Annotated in this window: 13 protein-coding genes, 1 tRNA gene and 1 riboswitch; of the genes, 8 read left to right on the top strand and 6 right to left on the bottom strand. The window is 61.1% G+C overall.

Annotated elements, in window-relative coordinates; all coding sequences use genetic code 11:
* Positions 1 to 10 precede the first annotated feature (10 nt).
* Positions 11 to 754 carry a lipoyl(octanoyl) transferase LipB gene (gene lipB / locus ACSQ3L_RS16740; RefSeq protein ID WP_436160962.1) on the bottom strand — a complete coding sequence of 248 codons (744 nt, stop codon included), beginning with the start codon at positions 752 to 754 and terminating at the stop codon, positions 11 to 13.
* A 257-nt stretch (positions 755 to 1,011) separates the two neighbouring features.
* On the opposite strand from lipB, the gene ACSQ3L_RS16745 reads away from it, so the two are divergent.
* The 3 genes from ACSQ3L_RS16745 (at position 1,012) to ACSQ3L_RS16755 (ending at position 3,246) form a co-directional block, all read left to right on the top strand.
* Positions 1,012 to 1,096 (top strand) — tRNA-Leu (locus tag ACSQ3L_RS16745).
* 191 nt (positions 1,097 to 1,287) lie between these two features.
* Positions 1,288 to 2,706 carry a magnesium transporter gene (gene mgtE / locus ACSQ3L_RS16750; RefSeq protein WP_436160963.1) on the top strand — a complete coding sequence of 473 codons (1,419 nt, stop codon included), beginning with the start codon at positions 1,288 to 1,290 and terminating at the stop codon, positions 2,704 to 2,706.
* A gap of 153 nt (positions 2,707 to 2,859) precedes the next feature.
* Positions 2,860 to 3,246 (top strand): MerR family transcriptional regulator, encoded by a 387-nt coding sequence (locus tag ACSQ3L_RS16755; protein ID WP_056596491.1) that lies wholly within the window; start codon positions 2,860 to 2,862, stop codon positions 3,244 to 3,246.
* Between the two features lie 221 nt (positions 3,247 to 3,467).
* On the opposite strand, the gene ACSQ3L_RS16760 is transcribed toward ACSQ3L_RS16755, so the two are convergent.
* Both ACSQ3L_RS16760 and ACSQ3L_RS16765 read right to left on the bottom strand, forming a co-directional pair.
* A complete protein-coding gene (locus ACSQ3L_RS16760) occupies positions 3,468 to 3,944 on the bottom strand; it encodes a methyltransferase family protein (RefSeq protein WP_436160964.1) in 477 nt (158 codons plus the stop codon).
* Positions 3,941 to 4,939: a heparan-alpha-glucosaminide N-acetyltransferase gene (locus ACSQ3L_RS16765; protein ID WP_436160965.1), complete on the bottom strand. Its 999-nt coding sequence runs from the start codon at positions 4,937 to 4,939 to the stop codon at positions 3,941 to 3,943. Before ACSQ3L_RS16765 ends, ACSQ3L_RS16760 begins: the two co-directional genes overlap by 4 nt.
* Positions 4,940 to 5,139: 200 nt before the next feature.
* On the opposite strand from ACSQ3L_RS16765, the gene ACSQ3L_RS16770 reads away from it, so the two are divergent.
* A complete protein-coding gene (locus ACSQ3L_RS16770) occupies positions 5,140 to 6,339 on the top strand; it encodes an MFS transporter (protein WP_436160966.1) in 1,200 nt (399 codons plus the stop codon).
* A 139-nt stretch (positions 6,340 to 6,478) separates the two neighbouring features.
* Here the strand turns inward: ACSQ3L_RS16770 and ACSQ3L_RS16775 are convergent, their stop codons facing one another.
* From ACSQ3L_RS16775 to ACSQ3L_RS16785, 3 genes are all read right to left on the bottom strand, one after another.
* On the bottom strand, positions 6,479 to 7,645 hold the full coding sequence (locus tag ACSQ3L_RS16775; RefSeq protein ID WP_436160967.1) for an aromatic ring-hydroxylating oxygenase subunit alpha: 1,167 nt from the start codon (positions 7,643 to 7,645) through the stop codon (positions 6,479 to 6,481).
* A 166-nt stretch (positions 7,646 to 7,811) separates the two neighbouring features.
* The gene (locus tag ACSQ3L_RS16780) at positions 7,812 to 8,867 is read right to left on the bottom strand and encodes a HesA/MoeB/ThiF family protein (protein WP_436160968.1); all 1,056 of its coding nucleotides are present in this window, start codon (positions 8,865 to 8,867) and stop codon (positions 7,812 to 7,814) included.
* Positions 8,868 to 8,955: 88 nt separating this feature from the next.
* A complete protein-coding gene (locus ACSQ3L_RS16785; protein WP_436160969.1) occupies positions 8,956 to 10,041 on the bottom strand; it encodes an aKG-HExxH-type peptide beta-hydroxylase in 1,086 nt (361 codons plus the stop codon).
* A 373-nt stretch (positions 10,042 to 10,414) separates the two neighbouring features.
* Here ACSQ3L_RS16785 and ACSQ3L_RS16790 point away from each other — a divergent pair, with 373 nt between their 5' ends.
* From ACSQ3L_RS16790 to cobU, 4 genes are all read left to right on the top strand, one after another.
* A complete protein-coding gene (locus tag ACSQ3L_RS16790; protein ID WP_436160970.1) occupies positions 10,415 to 11,599 on the top strand; it encodes a helix-turn-helix transcriptional regulator in 1,185 nt (394 codons plus the stop codon).
* Between the two features lie 158 nt (positions 11,600 to 11,757).
* Positions 11,758 to 11,953, top strand: a riboswitch (cobalamin riboswitch).
* 36 nt (positions 11,954 to 11,989) lie between these two features.
* Positions 11,990 to 12,169, top strand: coding sequence for a CbtB domain-containing protein (locus tag ACSQ3L_RS16795; RefSeq protein ID WP_436160971.1), 180 nt, complete (start codon positions 11,990 to 11,992; stop codon positions 12,167 to 12,169).
* Between the two features lie 15 nt (positions 12,170 to 12,184).
* Positions 12,185 to 13,000, top strand: a complete 816-nt coding sequence (locus ACSQ3L_RS16800) for a CbtA family protein (protein WP_436160972.1) — start codon at positions 12,185 to 12,187, stop codon at positions 12,998 to 13,000.
* Positions 12,993 to 13,508, top strand: a complete 516-nt coding sequence (cobU, locus tag ACSQ3L_RS16805) for a bifunctional adenosylcobinamide kinase/adenosylcobinamide-phosphate guanylyltransferase (RefSeq protein ID WP_436160973.1) — start codon at positions 12,993 to 12,995, stop codon at positions 13,506 to 13,508. The genes ACSQ3L_RS16800 and cobU overlap by 8 nt, the downstream gene beginning before the upstream one ends.
* Position 13,509: the final 1 nt, after the last annotated feature.

The following is a 13,509-nucleotide window of genomic DNA, read 5'->3' on the forward strand; positions in this document are numbered from 1 at the left end:
TCAGGAAGACTCAACCGGCCTTGCGGGCCGCTTCGACAGGCAAGACCGTGGCGGGACCGAACACGTCCTCGAAGGCGGATTTCAGCGCGAGATCAAGATCGGCCATGATCAGGGGAAGGCCGAGATCGACAAGGCTGGTGACGCCGTGGTCCTGCACGCCGCAGGGCACGATGCCGCTGAAATGGTCGAGCTCCGGCTCGACATTGATGGCGATGCCGTGGAAGCTCACCCAGCGCCGTAGCCGGATGCCTATTGCCGCGATCTTGTCCTCGGCCGGCGAACCGTCCGGCAAAGCAGGGCGATCCGGCCGCACCACCCAGACGCCGACCCGATCCTCGCGGCGTTCGCCATGCACGTTGAAGGCGGCGAGCGTGCCGATGATCCACTGTTCGAGCGCCGCGACGAAAGCGCGGACATCCTCGCGCCGGCGCTTCAGGTCGAGCATGACATAGGCGACCCGCTGGCCCGGCCCATGATAGGTGTATTCGCCGCCGCGTCCTGCCGCGAACACCGGGAAACGGTTGGCGTCGATCAGATCCTCGCCGCGGGCGCTGGTGCCGGCGGTGTAGAGCGGCGGATGTTCGACCAGCCAGACCATTTCACCGGCTGCGCCGCTGCGGATTGCCTCGGCGCGCGCCTCCATGAAGGCGATCGCATCCGGATAGGCGGTGAGGCCCGGCTCGATCAGCCATTCGACCGGTGCTGAGCCGGGGAGGGGCAGAAACGACGTGGCAATTTGGCTGCGTTCTGGCATGAGGTGTTGTCTTTTCGCTATGCTCGTCGCGGCTCCAAAACCTCATGCACCCTCGGGTCAGGCCCGTGAGCATGCTTGAGCGACATGCACTTGCCTTCCATATGGCAATATCAGGCGCAAACGTCCAGTTCCGGCTATGCATCCCAACCCTGTGGAGCATTATGCCAATCGCCTGACATTATTGCTTGCCGCGCACTTGTTTCGCCGGAAACGATTTGCTACACGCCGCGAGCCGGTCGGTTCCGGCTCTACCACGTGCGGTCGTGGCGGAATTGGTAGACGCGCAGCGTTGAGGTCGCTGTGGGGCAACCCGTGGAAGTTCGAGTCTTCTCGACCGCACCATTTCTCTTCCCAGAATCCGATTTGTGCCAGCCTCCGCCCGCTGCGGGCCGGGCGCATTTCGTTTGATATTCCCGCACTTTACGCCACTTTCTTTTGAGCGTCGGATTTTCCCAAAACGGTTTCCACTTTTGAGTCCGATGTTTTAGACCTGAGACGCACCTTTTCCGGGATTCTTGTGGCGGGAGGCGCTGGTGGAAGGCCAGAACGAACGGACGACCGGCGCCAGGGCCGCCGAGGAGCACCACGCCGAGATCTATGGCGAGGACGGCGTCGTCCTTTCATCCTTCCTTGCCCAGATCGGTGCGGCAATCGCCGACCGCGACACGCTGACGCTCAAGCATGAAGTCGACGACCTGCACCAGTCGGAACTTGGCGACCTGCTCGAGGCGCTGCATCCCGATCAGCGCCGCGCACTGGTCGAACTGTTGGGCGCTGATTTCGACTTCTCCGCGCTGACCGAGGTCGATGAGGCGATCCGCATGGAGATCGTCGACAATCTGCCCAATGCGCAGATTGCCCAGGCGGTGCAGGAGCTCGATTCCGACGACGCCGTCTACATTCTCGAGGATCTCGACCAGGAAGACCAGGACGAGATCCTGTCGCAACTGCCGTTCACCGAGCGGATCAGGCTGCGCCGCTCGCTCGATTACCCGGAAGAGACGGCCGGCCGCCGCATGCAGACGGAGTTCGTCGCGGTGCCGCCGTTCTGGACGATCGGCCAGACCATCGACTACATGCGCGAGGACAACAACCTTCCCGAACGCTTCAGCCAGATTTTCGTCATCGATCCGACCTTCAAGCTGCTCGGCGCCATCGACCTCGACCAGATCCTGCGCACCAAGCGTTCGGTCAAGGTCGAAGAGGTGATGCACGAGACACGGCACGCCATTCCCGCCACCATGGACCAGGAGGAGGCGGCGCGAGAATTCGAGCAGTACGATCTTTTGTCGGCCGCCGTCGTCGACGAGAACGAACGGCTGGTTGGCGTGCTGACCATCGACGATGTCGTCGACGTCATCCAGCAGGAGGCCGAGGAAGATCTGATGCGCATGGGCGGTGTCGGCGACGAAGAGCTTTCCGACAGCATCTTTTCGACCTCGCGCTCGCGCGTTCCGTGGTTGCTGATCAACCTTCTGACCGCCTTCCTGGCGGCGTCGGTGATCAGCCTGTTCGACCGCACGATCGAACATATCGTGGCACTGGCGGTGTTGATGCCGATCGTCGCCGGCATGGGCGGCAATGCCGGCTCGCAGACCATGACCGTCACGGTGCGGGCGTTGGCGACCAGGGATCTCGACATCTACAACGCCAGCCGCATCATTCGCCGCGAAATGGGTGTCGGCTTCATCAACGGCATTATCTTCGCCATCCTGATCGGCATCGTTGCGGCAGCCTGGTTCCGTGACCCCAATCTGGGCGGCATCATCGCGGCGGCGATGATCATCAACATGTTCGTGGCCGCGCTCGCCGGCATCCTGATTCCGCTGCTGCTCGACCGTTTCAAGATCGACCCGGCGGTCGCTTCGGCGGTGTTCGTCACCACGGTCACCGATGTCGTCGGTTTCTTTGCGTTTCTCGGCATCGCCACATGGTGGTTCGGCGTGCCTTGAAGGCACCCCTTTGTGTCAATTGACTTTTACGTAAATGCCGTGCGAGGCTCGTGCGGGGCGCCAGGTCGATTCCGGCGTGGCATGGGTTTGGTTCGGGACGGAAGGGTGACGCCGCATGGCGATCGCCCCGGATTCCGGCGTGTGGGAGTGGCAATGCGGGAATATTATTCGATCACCGAGTTGACTCGCGAGTTCGACGTATCGACGCGGACGCTGCGCTTCTATGAGGACGAGGGGCTGGTGCAGCCGGTGAGGCGTGGCCGCACGCGGCTGTTTCGCCCTTCCGACCGACACCTCATCCGGCAGATCATGCGCGGCAAGAGGCTCGGCTTCTCGATCAACGAGATCCGCGAAATCATCCAGATGTACAAGGCGCCGCCCGGCGAGGTCGGTCAACTCAAGCTGATGATCAAGCGCATCGAGGAAAAGCGCGAGGATCTCAGGCAGAAGCGCCGCGACCTCGAAGAGACGCTCGCCGAACTCGACCAGGCCGAGGAGTCTTGTGTGGAGCGGCTGGTGGAGCTTGGTGTGAATACGTAGCGGAGTGGATTCTATCGCGCGTTTGAGCGGCATGGCAAACGTTCGGGACTAGCCGAAGTCTTCCAAACTTCGTCATCCTCGGGTCTGCGCTGCGTCGCTACGCTCCTTGCTCCGCCCGTGGATGACGACGGAATGGATGCTTCGGCTATTTACCGAAGTGTGCCATCTGGCAGCAAAAGCAACCTGTCAAAACTCTGCGCGATGGAAACCGCGGGCGCTCGTCAAATCCAGCGTCGCACCCGCTTCGCGTAGTCCCGGTATCTCTTGCCGAATTTCGCCGCCAGCACCTTTTCCTCGCCTTCGATCGCCACCTTCTGCGTGGCATAGGCGGCGATGAACGCCAGCGGCAGGAACCACACGATGCCCGAGACAAAGGCGACGCCTATCAACAGCAGCGTGTTGGCCAGGTACATCGGATTGCGGGTGATGCCGAAGGGACCCGAGGTGACGAGATGATCGGGCACCGCGTTGGGGTTCATGGTCGTCCTGGCGCGGATCATGGTGCGGACCGCGGTGAACCAGAGTGCGGCGACGGCAAACAGAGCCACCCAGCCGGCGGCGAAAAGAATATCGCCCAGCAGGTCGCCGATCCAGGGCAGGGGATAGAGCAGGCCCAGCGCGATGCTGATGGCGATGGCGGCAATGTAGATCAGCGGCGGCCACGGTATGAGCCCCGGCTTCGGCTGGTTCTCGGTCATTCGGCCCCTCCCTCCATCAACTTGCTGTCGGTCTTGGCGGTACACATGCCGGCGAGATCGGACAGATGCGCTTTCCACTCCGCAGTCTGGTCGTTGTTGTAGAGCCGATCAAGCGTGGCTTCGCCCTCGAGCGTATCGAGCATGCAGACACAATAGCTCGTACAGAACTCGGTGTCGCGCGACTGTTCACAAGATAGCTGGCAGGTTTTCAGGAAATTCACCTGCGGGGTTTCGACCTGCGCCGGCATGATCTGCGAGAACAGCCACACGCTGCCGATCAGCAATGGCTGGTGGATCAGGTAGAAGGCGAGGCTGTGCCGGCCGATGAAGACCAGCGGGTTGGCCCACCGGCCGGGCGCCAATTCGGCAAGCCGGGCAAGCACGCCGGAGCCGGCGGCGAGTTTCGTCACCGCGATGCCCGCAAGGACGGCGCCGAACCACGGAAACAGCGGAACATAGTCGTTGGAGCGCGGATTGTTCGCCGACAGGCCGACCCACCACAGCCACGGGTGATCGAACGCTTCCAGGCGCAGATAGATGGGCGCGGCGATGACGAGCGCGGCAACGACAATCGTCAGCAGTGCCGGCAGCCTCAGGAAGGCTAGACCGAGCAGGCTGGCGAGCGCAATCTCGTGCAAGATGCCGAAAAAGATGAAGCCGTCAGGGGTGGCGATGCGGGTGACGACCGAAATCGCGATCGCCGCTCCAGCGACCATGGCGAACCGCTTCCAGAAGCCGTTCCAGCGGATTTGTCGGCCATGGGCGAGATACAGGCTGACGCCGACCAGGAACAGGAAGGTCGAGGCGATGCAGCGCGCGTAGATCTTCCACCAGCCGAAGGCGGTGAGGCCGGGATCGGTGTAGCCGAAGAACTCCAGGTCCCAGGTGAAATGGTAGCTCGCCATGGCGATCAGCGCGATGCCGCGCACGATGTCGATGGCGACGATGCGCTTAGGTCGATCCTGAACGGGTGCGGTCGGCGTTTGGATGCTCATGGTCTCGCGTTCTGATTCAGCCCCGCTGGAGGACTATCACGGTTGCCCCGGACAAAAGAAGACTGGGAGCCGCCGCATTGGGCCAGTACCGGGAAGCCTTTGGCCGACTTCGCTTTTTGCCTGATGTGCGTCGGTTTCCTCTTATTGGCGCTGGGGTCGCCACGGCAGATTTAGTCCGAAGATTCTGCTTTGGGGAAGCAATGTCCACCCATGTGCGTCATCCGATCTGGCTACCGGCCCTCAAGGCCGCGGACGCGCGCACCTTCGCTTCGCTCTATGCGGTCGAATCCTTCGCCCGCGCCACGGTATCGAGCGTCATCCCGATCCAGGCTTACGAGATCCTGCGCAACGAGCAGATCGTTTCGATCCTCTATACCGTCGTGGCGATGCTCGGCCTGTCGGTGACGCTGTTCATGCCGATGCTGATCCGCCGCTTTGCCCGGCGCTGGGTCTACACAGCGGGCGCCTGCCTGCTGGCCATCGGCTCGCTGTTCTTCGTCACGCACACGCTTGCCGGGCAACTGGCCGGCATGCTGTGCCGGGTGATGGGCGCCAGCGCGCTGTCGATTACGCTCAACCTCTACATCATGGACCACATCCGCAAGACCGATTTCATGCAGGCCGAATCGCTGCGCATGGCGTGGTCGATGCTGGCGTGGACCGGCGGGCCGACGCTCGGCATCTTCCTCTACACGCGCTTCGGCATCTATGCCGCGCATGGCGCGGTGGCTGTTTTTGCGTTTGCCCTGCTGGCGCTGTTCTGGACCTACCGGCTCGGCGACAACCCCTCGATCCGTCCGGGCAAGACGCGGCCGGTCAATCCGCTCGCCAATATCGGCCGCTTCATCGCGCAGCCCAGGCTTAGGCTGGCCTGGCTGATCGCTTTCGGCCGCTCCTGCTTCTGGACGACGTTCTTCGTCTATGGGCCGCTGTTCATGGTGATCACCGGCGAGGGCAAGCTGGCCGGCGGCCTGCTGGTTTCGGCCGGCAATGCGCTGCTGTTTATGGCTATCTTCTGGGGCAAGGCAGGAAAGCGCTTCGGCGGCCGCAGGACCATGACCTTTGCCTATTTCGCCATGTCGGCCGCGCTTCTGGCGGCAGGCTTCGTCGGTGAGGCCGTGCCGCTGCTCACCGGCGCCTTCCTGCTCTGCGGCGCCTTCTTCACCATTGCGCTCGACGCACTCGGCTCGACCGCCTTCATGCGCTCGGTGCGCTCCTATGAAAGATCGCAGATGGCGGCGGTCTACCGCACCTATCTCGACTTTTCCGAACTGACGCCGCCGCTGGTCTATTCCGTGGTGCTGGCCTTCTTCGGCCTGGGCTCGGTGTTCGTCACGCTCGGCCTGCTGGCGGCGGTTTGCGGTTTTGTGACCTGGCGCTATCTGCCGAAATCACTTTAGTCGGCCTTGATAATTCTACTCCGGCGGACATCTGTCGCGATTTTCTCCGCTTCCGGTGCTCGCGGACCCAAAAGTCCGCTGCGCGCCGGTTCTCGAAAACCACTCCATATGCCTCGCCGGAGCGAATTCTGAAGGCCGACTAGACGGTCGCTGCATGCCGCTCGCGCACCCAGTTGTGGAAGCGGTGCAGGTCGTATTCCTCGGGCATCAGCACGCCGGCCGCGTGGCGCATCGAGCGCAGGCCTCTCTGGTTCACCTCGCAAATATCAGCATCCTCCTCCAGCACCTGGGTGCCGAAGGCGACGATGTTGTCGATGTCGGTCGCGGCGAGCGCCTCGGGCGCAAACAGCCATTCGGCGACAAGCTCGGTCTGTTCGGGGCCGAGCGGCGCCAGCCGCACCGTTCTTATATAATCGACATGGCCGACGATGAACATCGACGGCAGGCTGGTGGCGTAGGTCTGACCGGCGGTACGCTCGGCAGGTGTCAGGCCTGAAAAGACCGGCCCATGCGCCCGGCCGTCGCGCGACCATGTCTCGGCACCGGCCCGCAGGCCGCCGGAAAATTCGGGCGCATCATTGTCGGCGTGGTGGGTCCATTCGGGGTCGTCGTGCCGTCCCATCAGGCCACGGCCGTAGATCGGCACCAGCCGCGACAGGTCTTTGTGGACGCCCGGGCAATGCAGGCATTCGTTGAAGTTTTCCCAAAAGATCTTCCAGTTGCAGTTCATCACCTTGCGCAGCACATGGCCGCTTACCAGCGTCTCCAGCGGCCAATTGCCGAGATCGCCGGAGGCGGGATCGAAGGATGCCTGCGCCGAACCGGACGCATCCTCGGCGAGGTTGACGAAAACGAAGCCGCGCCACACCGAGAGTGCTACGCGGTAAAGCGGATGGTCGGCCTTGTCGAAATTTTCAGGCAGCGATTTCGATGGCACACGCACGAGATCGCCACGCAACGAGTAGGACCAGGCGTGGTAGGGGCAGGTGATCAGCCGCGCCTTCAGCCGGCCCTCGCTTTCCCGGCAAAGCTGCGAGCCGCGATGGCGGCAGGTGTTGTGAAAGGCGCGCAGCTCGCCGGTCTCGTCGCGCAGCACGACGATGTCCTGCGTGCCGATGCGGAATCGGCGGAAAGCCAGGGGTTGGGCAAGGTCGCTCTCGCGGCAAATGAGCAGCCAGCTTCGATACCAGATGGCGTCGAGATCCCTTTGATAGGCTTCCGTGCCCCAATAGGCCGATGACGGCAGCGTCGGTTCGGCCCGGGTCAGGCCGTTGTAGGGATCGCGCTCGCTGGCAGTCGGCTGCATGGCTGGCTTCCTCCAGTGATGCCAGCCGACACCCCGGCCAATCGTTTGTCAATCAGGCGGCGGCGTTGCCGGTTTCGGGCGCGGCGCCTAATCATGCGGCAGAAACGGGATTTGGAAAGCGGCCGCACGGCAGACGTCGCTTGCGCCTCCTGCGGTACGCTAGCATTTACGCAGCTCTCTCCTTGGCGGCTCCGCAAATTGAGCACCGAGGGTCACGATCGATCGGTTCGATCCACGTAGAGGGTTCTCCATTTATGAAAATTCGCTTGAGTCCGCCGATTGTATGCGCTTTTGAACTTCCAGTCAGGAATGTCACCGTTTCCTGAGCTAGGTGCACTCCATAGTGTCCAAGGGAAGTCGCCAGGACTGCTCGGGGGATTCCACCGGATACCAACCCTCTTTCAAAATTCAGAATCTCCTCATGATTCTCTAACTGCGCCTCCACTTTTGGCAACATGCATGCAGGGCACGCTGTTCGATAGGGAAGATGCAACGGACCGACGCCCAAATAACTGGAGTGAAGCGACGGGATGTTGGAAGTCCTGGCTGCTGTCGCTATCCATTTAGTCAGGTCCCAAATTGGGGCATCAGCTGTTTGCAGGATTAGGTCAAAGGGACCGTATTCATGGATTATCCGAAGAAGATCATCCGCTGAGGCTATGCCTTCCTGAATTCCTATGAAACGGGTGTAGGGCGATAGACGCGTCACGGCGTCTGCGGCTGCATCAACCTTACTGCGGCCTACGTCCTGACGGGAATAGAATACCTGGCGTGCGACGTTTCCGGTTTCCAATACGTCGGGGTCGACGCCGAGAACATGTCCCACCCCGCATCCTACCAGATACATCAATGCAGACGAACCAAGACCTCCAAGTCCGACCTGTAGTATGCGTGCAGCGCGAAGTTTCCGGAAGTAATCGATGCGGTCGCTTTCACGGCTTTCGTAGCGTCCAAAATATGCGATCACGCTGCTAAAGTGTCGGAGTTCATCCTCGGGGAAACCGGATGTGTCGACCTCTCGCTGGAGGACCCCTGCTTTCTCCAGCAGACTGATCAGCTCACTCGCCGCTTCGGCAGCTGCTTCGCGAGAGACACCATGAGGCGACATTCGTTGCAACTCCAGAAGGCTCGTCCCACGAAGGAGTGCCGGCAATGCAGACTTCAAATCGAGATCATCGCTTGATAGGGCGATCGTTTCCGCCCCTTCGGTATAAAGGAGCATCCTGCCCTCCTGGTCAGGAAAGAGGATCATGTCTGGACGAAGCTGAAGCTGTCGGCCCGGAAGGCCAGCTGACCTATCGTTTGAGGGTTCAGACATGACATGCCTCCATCACCACCTGAGCACGGTACTGTGTGAATGAGCGCAACAGCGGTCCGCCAGCGGGGGCGGCTCGCGCGTACTGTTCAACGACGTCGACCCCACCTGTGAATCTCGTCAATACATCGCCAAACTGAACCTCGAATCGTGGTTCTTTTTTCTTCAGTCGCCGATAAAATTCAACTAGCCTGCTCAATACAAAAACTTGGTGGACTATTCCAAATACCGGCCGCAAATCCACGCGCAGCGGACTGAAGTGGCGTTCGCTTGCGTCGTTCTCGATTATTGGTGAAGCCAAGGCCAGGGTGTTGAGGACGTTGTGAGACGTCTCGTGTATAATTTCTTCTGCCAGCTTGCTGACAACCTGCGTCTCCTTCATTCCTATAAATATAGTTCCGAGGCAATCTCCGTCACTCGCCCCGATGATCTGGCTTGTGTCGAGAAATACGATCCTCCTGGTCGCGATCGCCATTTCGTCTGCCATTTCAGGCCAGACTGACTTCACCAGCGCATAGCTCTTCGACAATTGCTCCATCAAACGAGCGGAAGGAGCATCGACGATCCTGACAGGTTCCGCCTTTTCGTTGACTGCCGCGACCGTATTTTCGGCACTCTGCGCAAGTCGCTTGGCAGCACTTCGCGAGTCGTCAGGCTCCTGTAGTAGATCGACTGGGAATCCGATCTGCGCATGATTTTTCCGGGAACGCTCTATGCTTTTTTCGATCCGCTCAAGTATTGATGGAAGCGTCTCAAGAATCTTTAGAAAATGGTCCCAGTCGTCATCTCTCACTGCGTTGGCGAAGTCTGAGTACCAAACAAAAAAAGAGGGATGAAAAAGAGCCGACGGACTACCGAGGAGCGCTCCAGAGACCTTTGCGCCGTGCGCAAAGGTCTCTTTGACTTGCTCGATTGCCTCTGGAGCTGCGGCCCGCACGATATCTACAATGGCCTGCTCGACCAGTGTGAACAGTGCGTACTGCTCCTCAATGGCGCGAGCAGCATCCGGCACCCAGGTGCGTCCGCCGCTCACGGGTTCAAACGTGGCGTGCGATTTAGTGCTTCGGCTGCTGGCTTGCATGGCTCTATCTGAATCATAATGTGTACAGGCGGGAGAAAACGTGAAGAGAACGTGCTCAGTCTCACGCGTTGTTGCTCAACCAAAACAGGATGTAGTTGTTCTCGATCGTCGTCGTCCGGCATTTTTCCCTCCAAAAGTAGATGATAGGGCCATCCGCTGATCATGCAAAACGGGAGCTGTAGCGCATGATGGCGTTAACGATACAGCCCAGCGACCGGTGGCGCATCGGACGTTCGTCCTATATCGTCAGTCTCCGGTTCAAGACATTGGCAAGGGCAGCAACCAAGCGTCCACTAATTACATAAGCGGATGCGCTTGTGCGACAGTGTAACTCACAGGCGCACACACGAATTCAAGAGCCGAGGCGGCGGTTATGGGTAGTCCTTGGGGTGCGATCCAGAAGCAGTCCGGCGGACAGGCTCAAGGCTACAACCTGTCGCCGCATACCCTCTCGGATTTGATCGGGTCTATCTATGATTGCGCGCTAGATCCCTCGCAGTGGGAACGAACGCTGGCGCAGATCATGCCGGCGATGTGCGGCGAGTCGATCATCCTTTCTCTCAACGATCTGCGCCGTGATCGCCTCCTGATCGACAAGAGCTTGGGCTGGGGACAGTTCGGGGTTGAGGAGAGGCAGAAACATATTCCCGAAATCCATGCGCGGCTGAACGAATGGTTCGCCAAGGGGCTTTCTCTCGATGCGCCCTTTATCGCTTCGCGCGAACTCTCCCCCAGTTATCTAGAGGACTCTGCGTACGTTCAGCACTGCCTGAAACCGCTCGGCATCGTTGATGTCATGCATCTTTTTCTGATGTACACGCCATCACATTTCTCTGAGATCGTGGTCTCGCGACATCAGCGGCACGGCATTGTTACCGAGCGAGAGATCGAAATCGGAATACTTCTCCTTCCGCATCTCCGCCGTGCGGTCACTATTAGCAATGTGCTCGACGCTTGTGCTATTGAGCGCGCACGTATCGAAGCAGCATTCGATGCGCTCCGCTGCGGAGTCGTATTGACCGACAGCGATGGCAGAATTCTTCATGCGAACCGGTCCGCAGAGCGCATGCTGCAAGTTGGCGCTGCCGTGCAAGGCACGGGCGGGATACTGACTGCCAAGGCACCCTCAGCAGCGCGAGAACTGGGCAAGGCGATTCGCCTTGCGGCCCGGAACGAGACGATGCTCGGCAAGACTGGTCTTGCCATCCGCCTTGCCGGACCGGAGGGTGCACCGGTCTTCGCCCATGTCCTGCCAATGAACGGCAGCGACTTGCGCGCACAGCTTCGGCCCGAGGCGGTGGCCGCCATATTCATAGGGCCGTCCATAACGGCAACCTTCGACTTGACGCCCGCCGAAACAAAAGAGTACCTGCGAGGCCGGTTTGGGCTGACAAGGGCAGAGGCTGAAGTCGCTTGGGAAATTTTAAAGGGCGACGGACGCAACGCGGCCGCTGCCCGACTTGGCATTGCAGCCACAACAGTCAGGGCGCATCTCACCAGCATCTTCGAGAAGACTGGTGTGCGCAGACAGGCTGAACTCGTCCGGCTGCTGACGTAGAGTAGAGCCACAATACTGGTCACAATGCGTCCTGTGATGCGTCAGCCGACACCCGGCCAGGAAAATTGTCAATTGCGACAGCGGCGGCCTCGGCTGGTACGACGCATTCGCGATGGTTGCCGGCGGAATTTGGTTTGCCGGAGGCGAGGATTCTGCCTATAGTCGCCGATGTCGTCGGTTCCATTTTGGAGCCAAGAGGGAATGCGGTTCGGGCGAGTTTCGCCCAATGCCGTGGCTGCCCCCGCAACTGTGTGCGGTAGTCCTCTCCATATGCCACTGAAGATTTTTCTTCGGGAAGGTGGGGAAGGGCGCTGATCCGCGAGCCAGGAGACCTGCCGGCGACAGGAAACTGACTTCGATGCCCTCGGGTGGAGGGCGAAAGGACAAGATATGACTGCCGCTTCCGTCTCCCTCGGCGCCTCCGTCTCCTCGCAGTCGCGCTTCATGCAGCTCGCGCTCGCCGCGCTGCTCGGCATTTTCGTGATGGGCTTTGTCGGCTTCTCGCATATCGATGCGGTCCACAATGCGGCTCACGACTACCGCCATTCGATGGCGTTTCCCTGCCACTGACGAGGGTCTGACATCATGAACCTGTTTCGCAACGTCGTGTTCATCGCGGCGATCGCAGGGCTCGTGGCCGGCGTCGTTCTCGCCTGCATGCAGGCCTATGCCACCGTGCCGCTGATTCTGAAGGCGGAAGTCTACGAACAGGCCGGCGGCGGCCACAGCCATGACCATGCCGCCGCGCCAGCGGCGCCTGCCGATGCCACCAGCGGCAACGCGATGAGCTCGGCCGCGCCGGCAACAAACTCCATGAGCGCTGCCACGCAAGCACCGGCTGAAGCGACGGCTCCAGCGAAGGACGAGGGTTGGGCGCCGGCAGACGGTTTCGAGCGTTTCGCCTTCAGCGTGCTTGCCAATATCGTCACCGGCATCGGCTTCGCGCTGATCCTGGTCGCGGTCTCCGAATTCGCCGGCGGCATCGGCAATTGGCGCCAGGGCGTGTTCTGGGGCCTGGCCGGTTTTGCCGTGTTCACGCTGGCGCCTGGCCTCGGCCTGCCGCCGGAACTGCCGGCCATGCCGGCGGCCGATCTCACGCAGCGCCAGATCTGGTGGTGGGCAACGGCTACGGCGACCGCGGCCGGGCTCGGCCTGATCGCCTTCCGCAAGTCGCTGCCGCTGGCGATCCTTGCCGTGGCCTTGATCGTCGCACCGCATATTGTCGGCGCGCCGCAGCCCGGCAGTTACGAGACGGCGATTCCGGAAGGCTTGCATCACCAGTTCGTGGTGGCGGTGACGGTGACCAATCTGGTGTTCTGGCTGGTGCTCGGCGCGGTCGTGGGCGTGGTTCGTGGCCGCTTCACCGGCACCGCGGCCAGCCTGCGCGACAGCTTTGCCTGATCGCAGCAAGCTGACCTTCGTCATCGGCGGTGCGCGCTCCGGCAAGAGCGCGCACGCCGAAATTTTGGCGACGGCCTTGCCGCCGCCCTGGGCCTATATCGCCACGGCGCAAGCCTACGACGACGAGATGCGTGAGCGCATAGCGCTGCACCAGTCGCGGCGCGGCGAGGGCTGGCTGACGATCGACGCTCCGCTCGATCTGACTGGCGCGCTCGAGGCTTTGCCGGACGATCAGCCGGTGCTTGTCGATTGCCTGACATTGTGGCTGACCAACCATATGCTGGCCGAACACGATTTCGATCTGGAATGCCGGCGATTGGCGGACGTGCTGTCGCGGCCGCGCGGGTCCTGGTTCGTGGTGTCCAATGAAGTCGGCCAGGGTATCGTGCCGGACAACGCATTGGCGCGCCGCTTTCGCGATGCCGCCGGCCGGCTCAACCAGCAGGTCGCTGCCGTCGCCGATACGGTGCTGCTGATGGTGGCGGGACTGCCGCTCAAGGTGAAATGAC

Origin of the sequence: Mesorhizobium sp. LjRoot246 (genome assembly GCF_964254115.1) — a bacterium.
Lineage (GTDB): Bacteria > Pseudomonadota > Alphaproteobacteria > Rhizobiales > Rhizobiaceae > Mesorhizobium.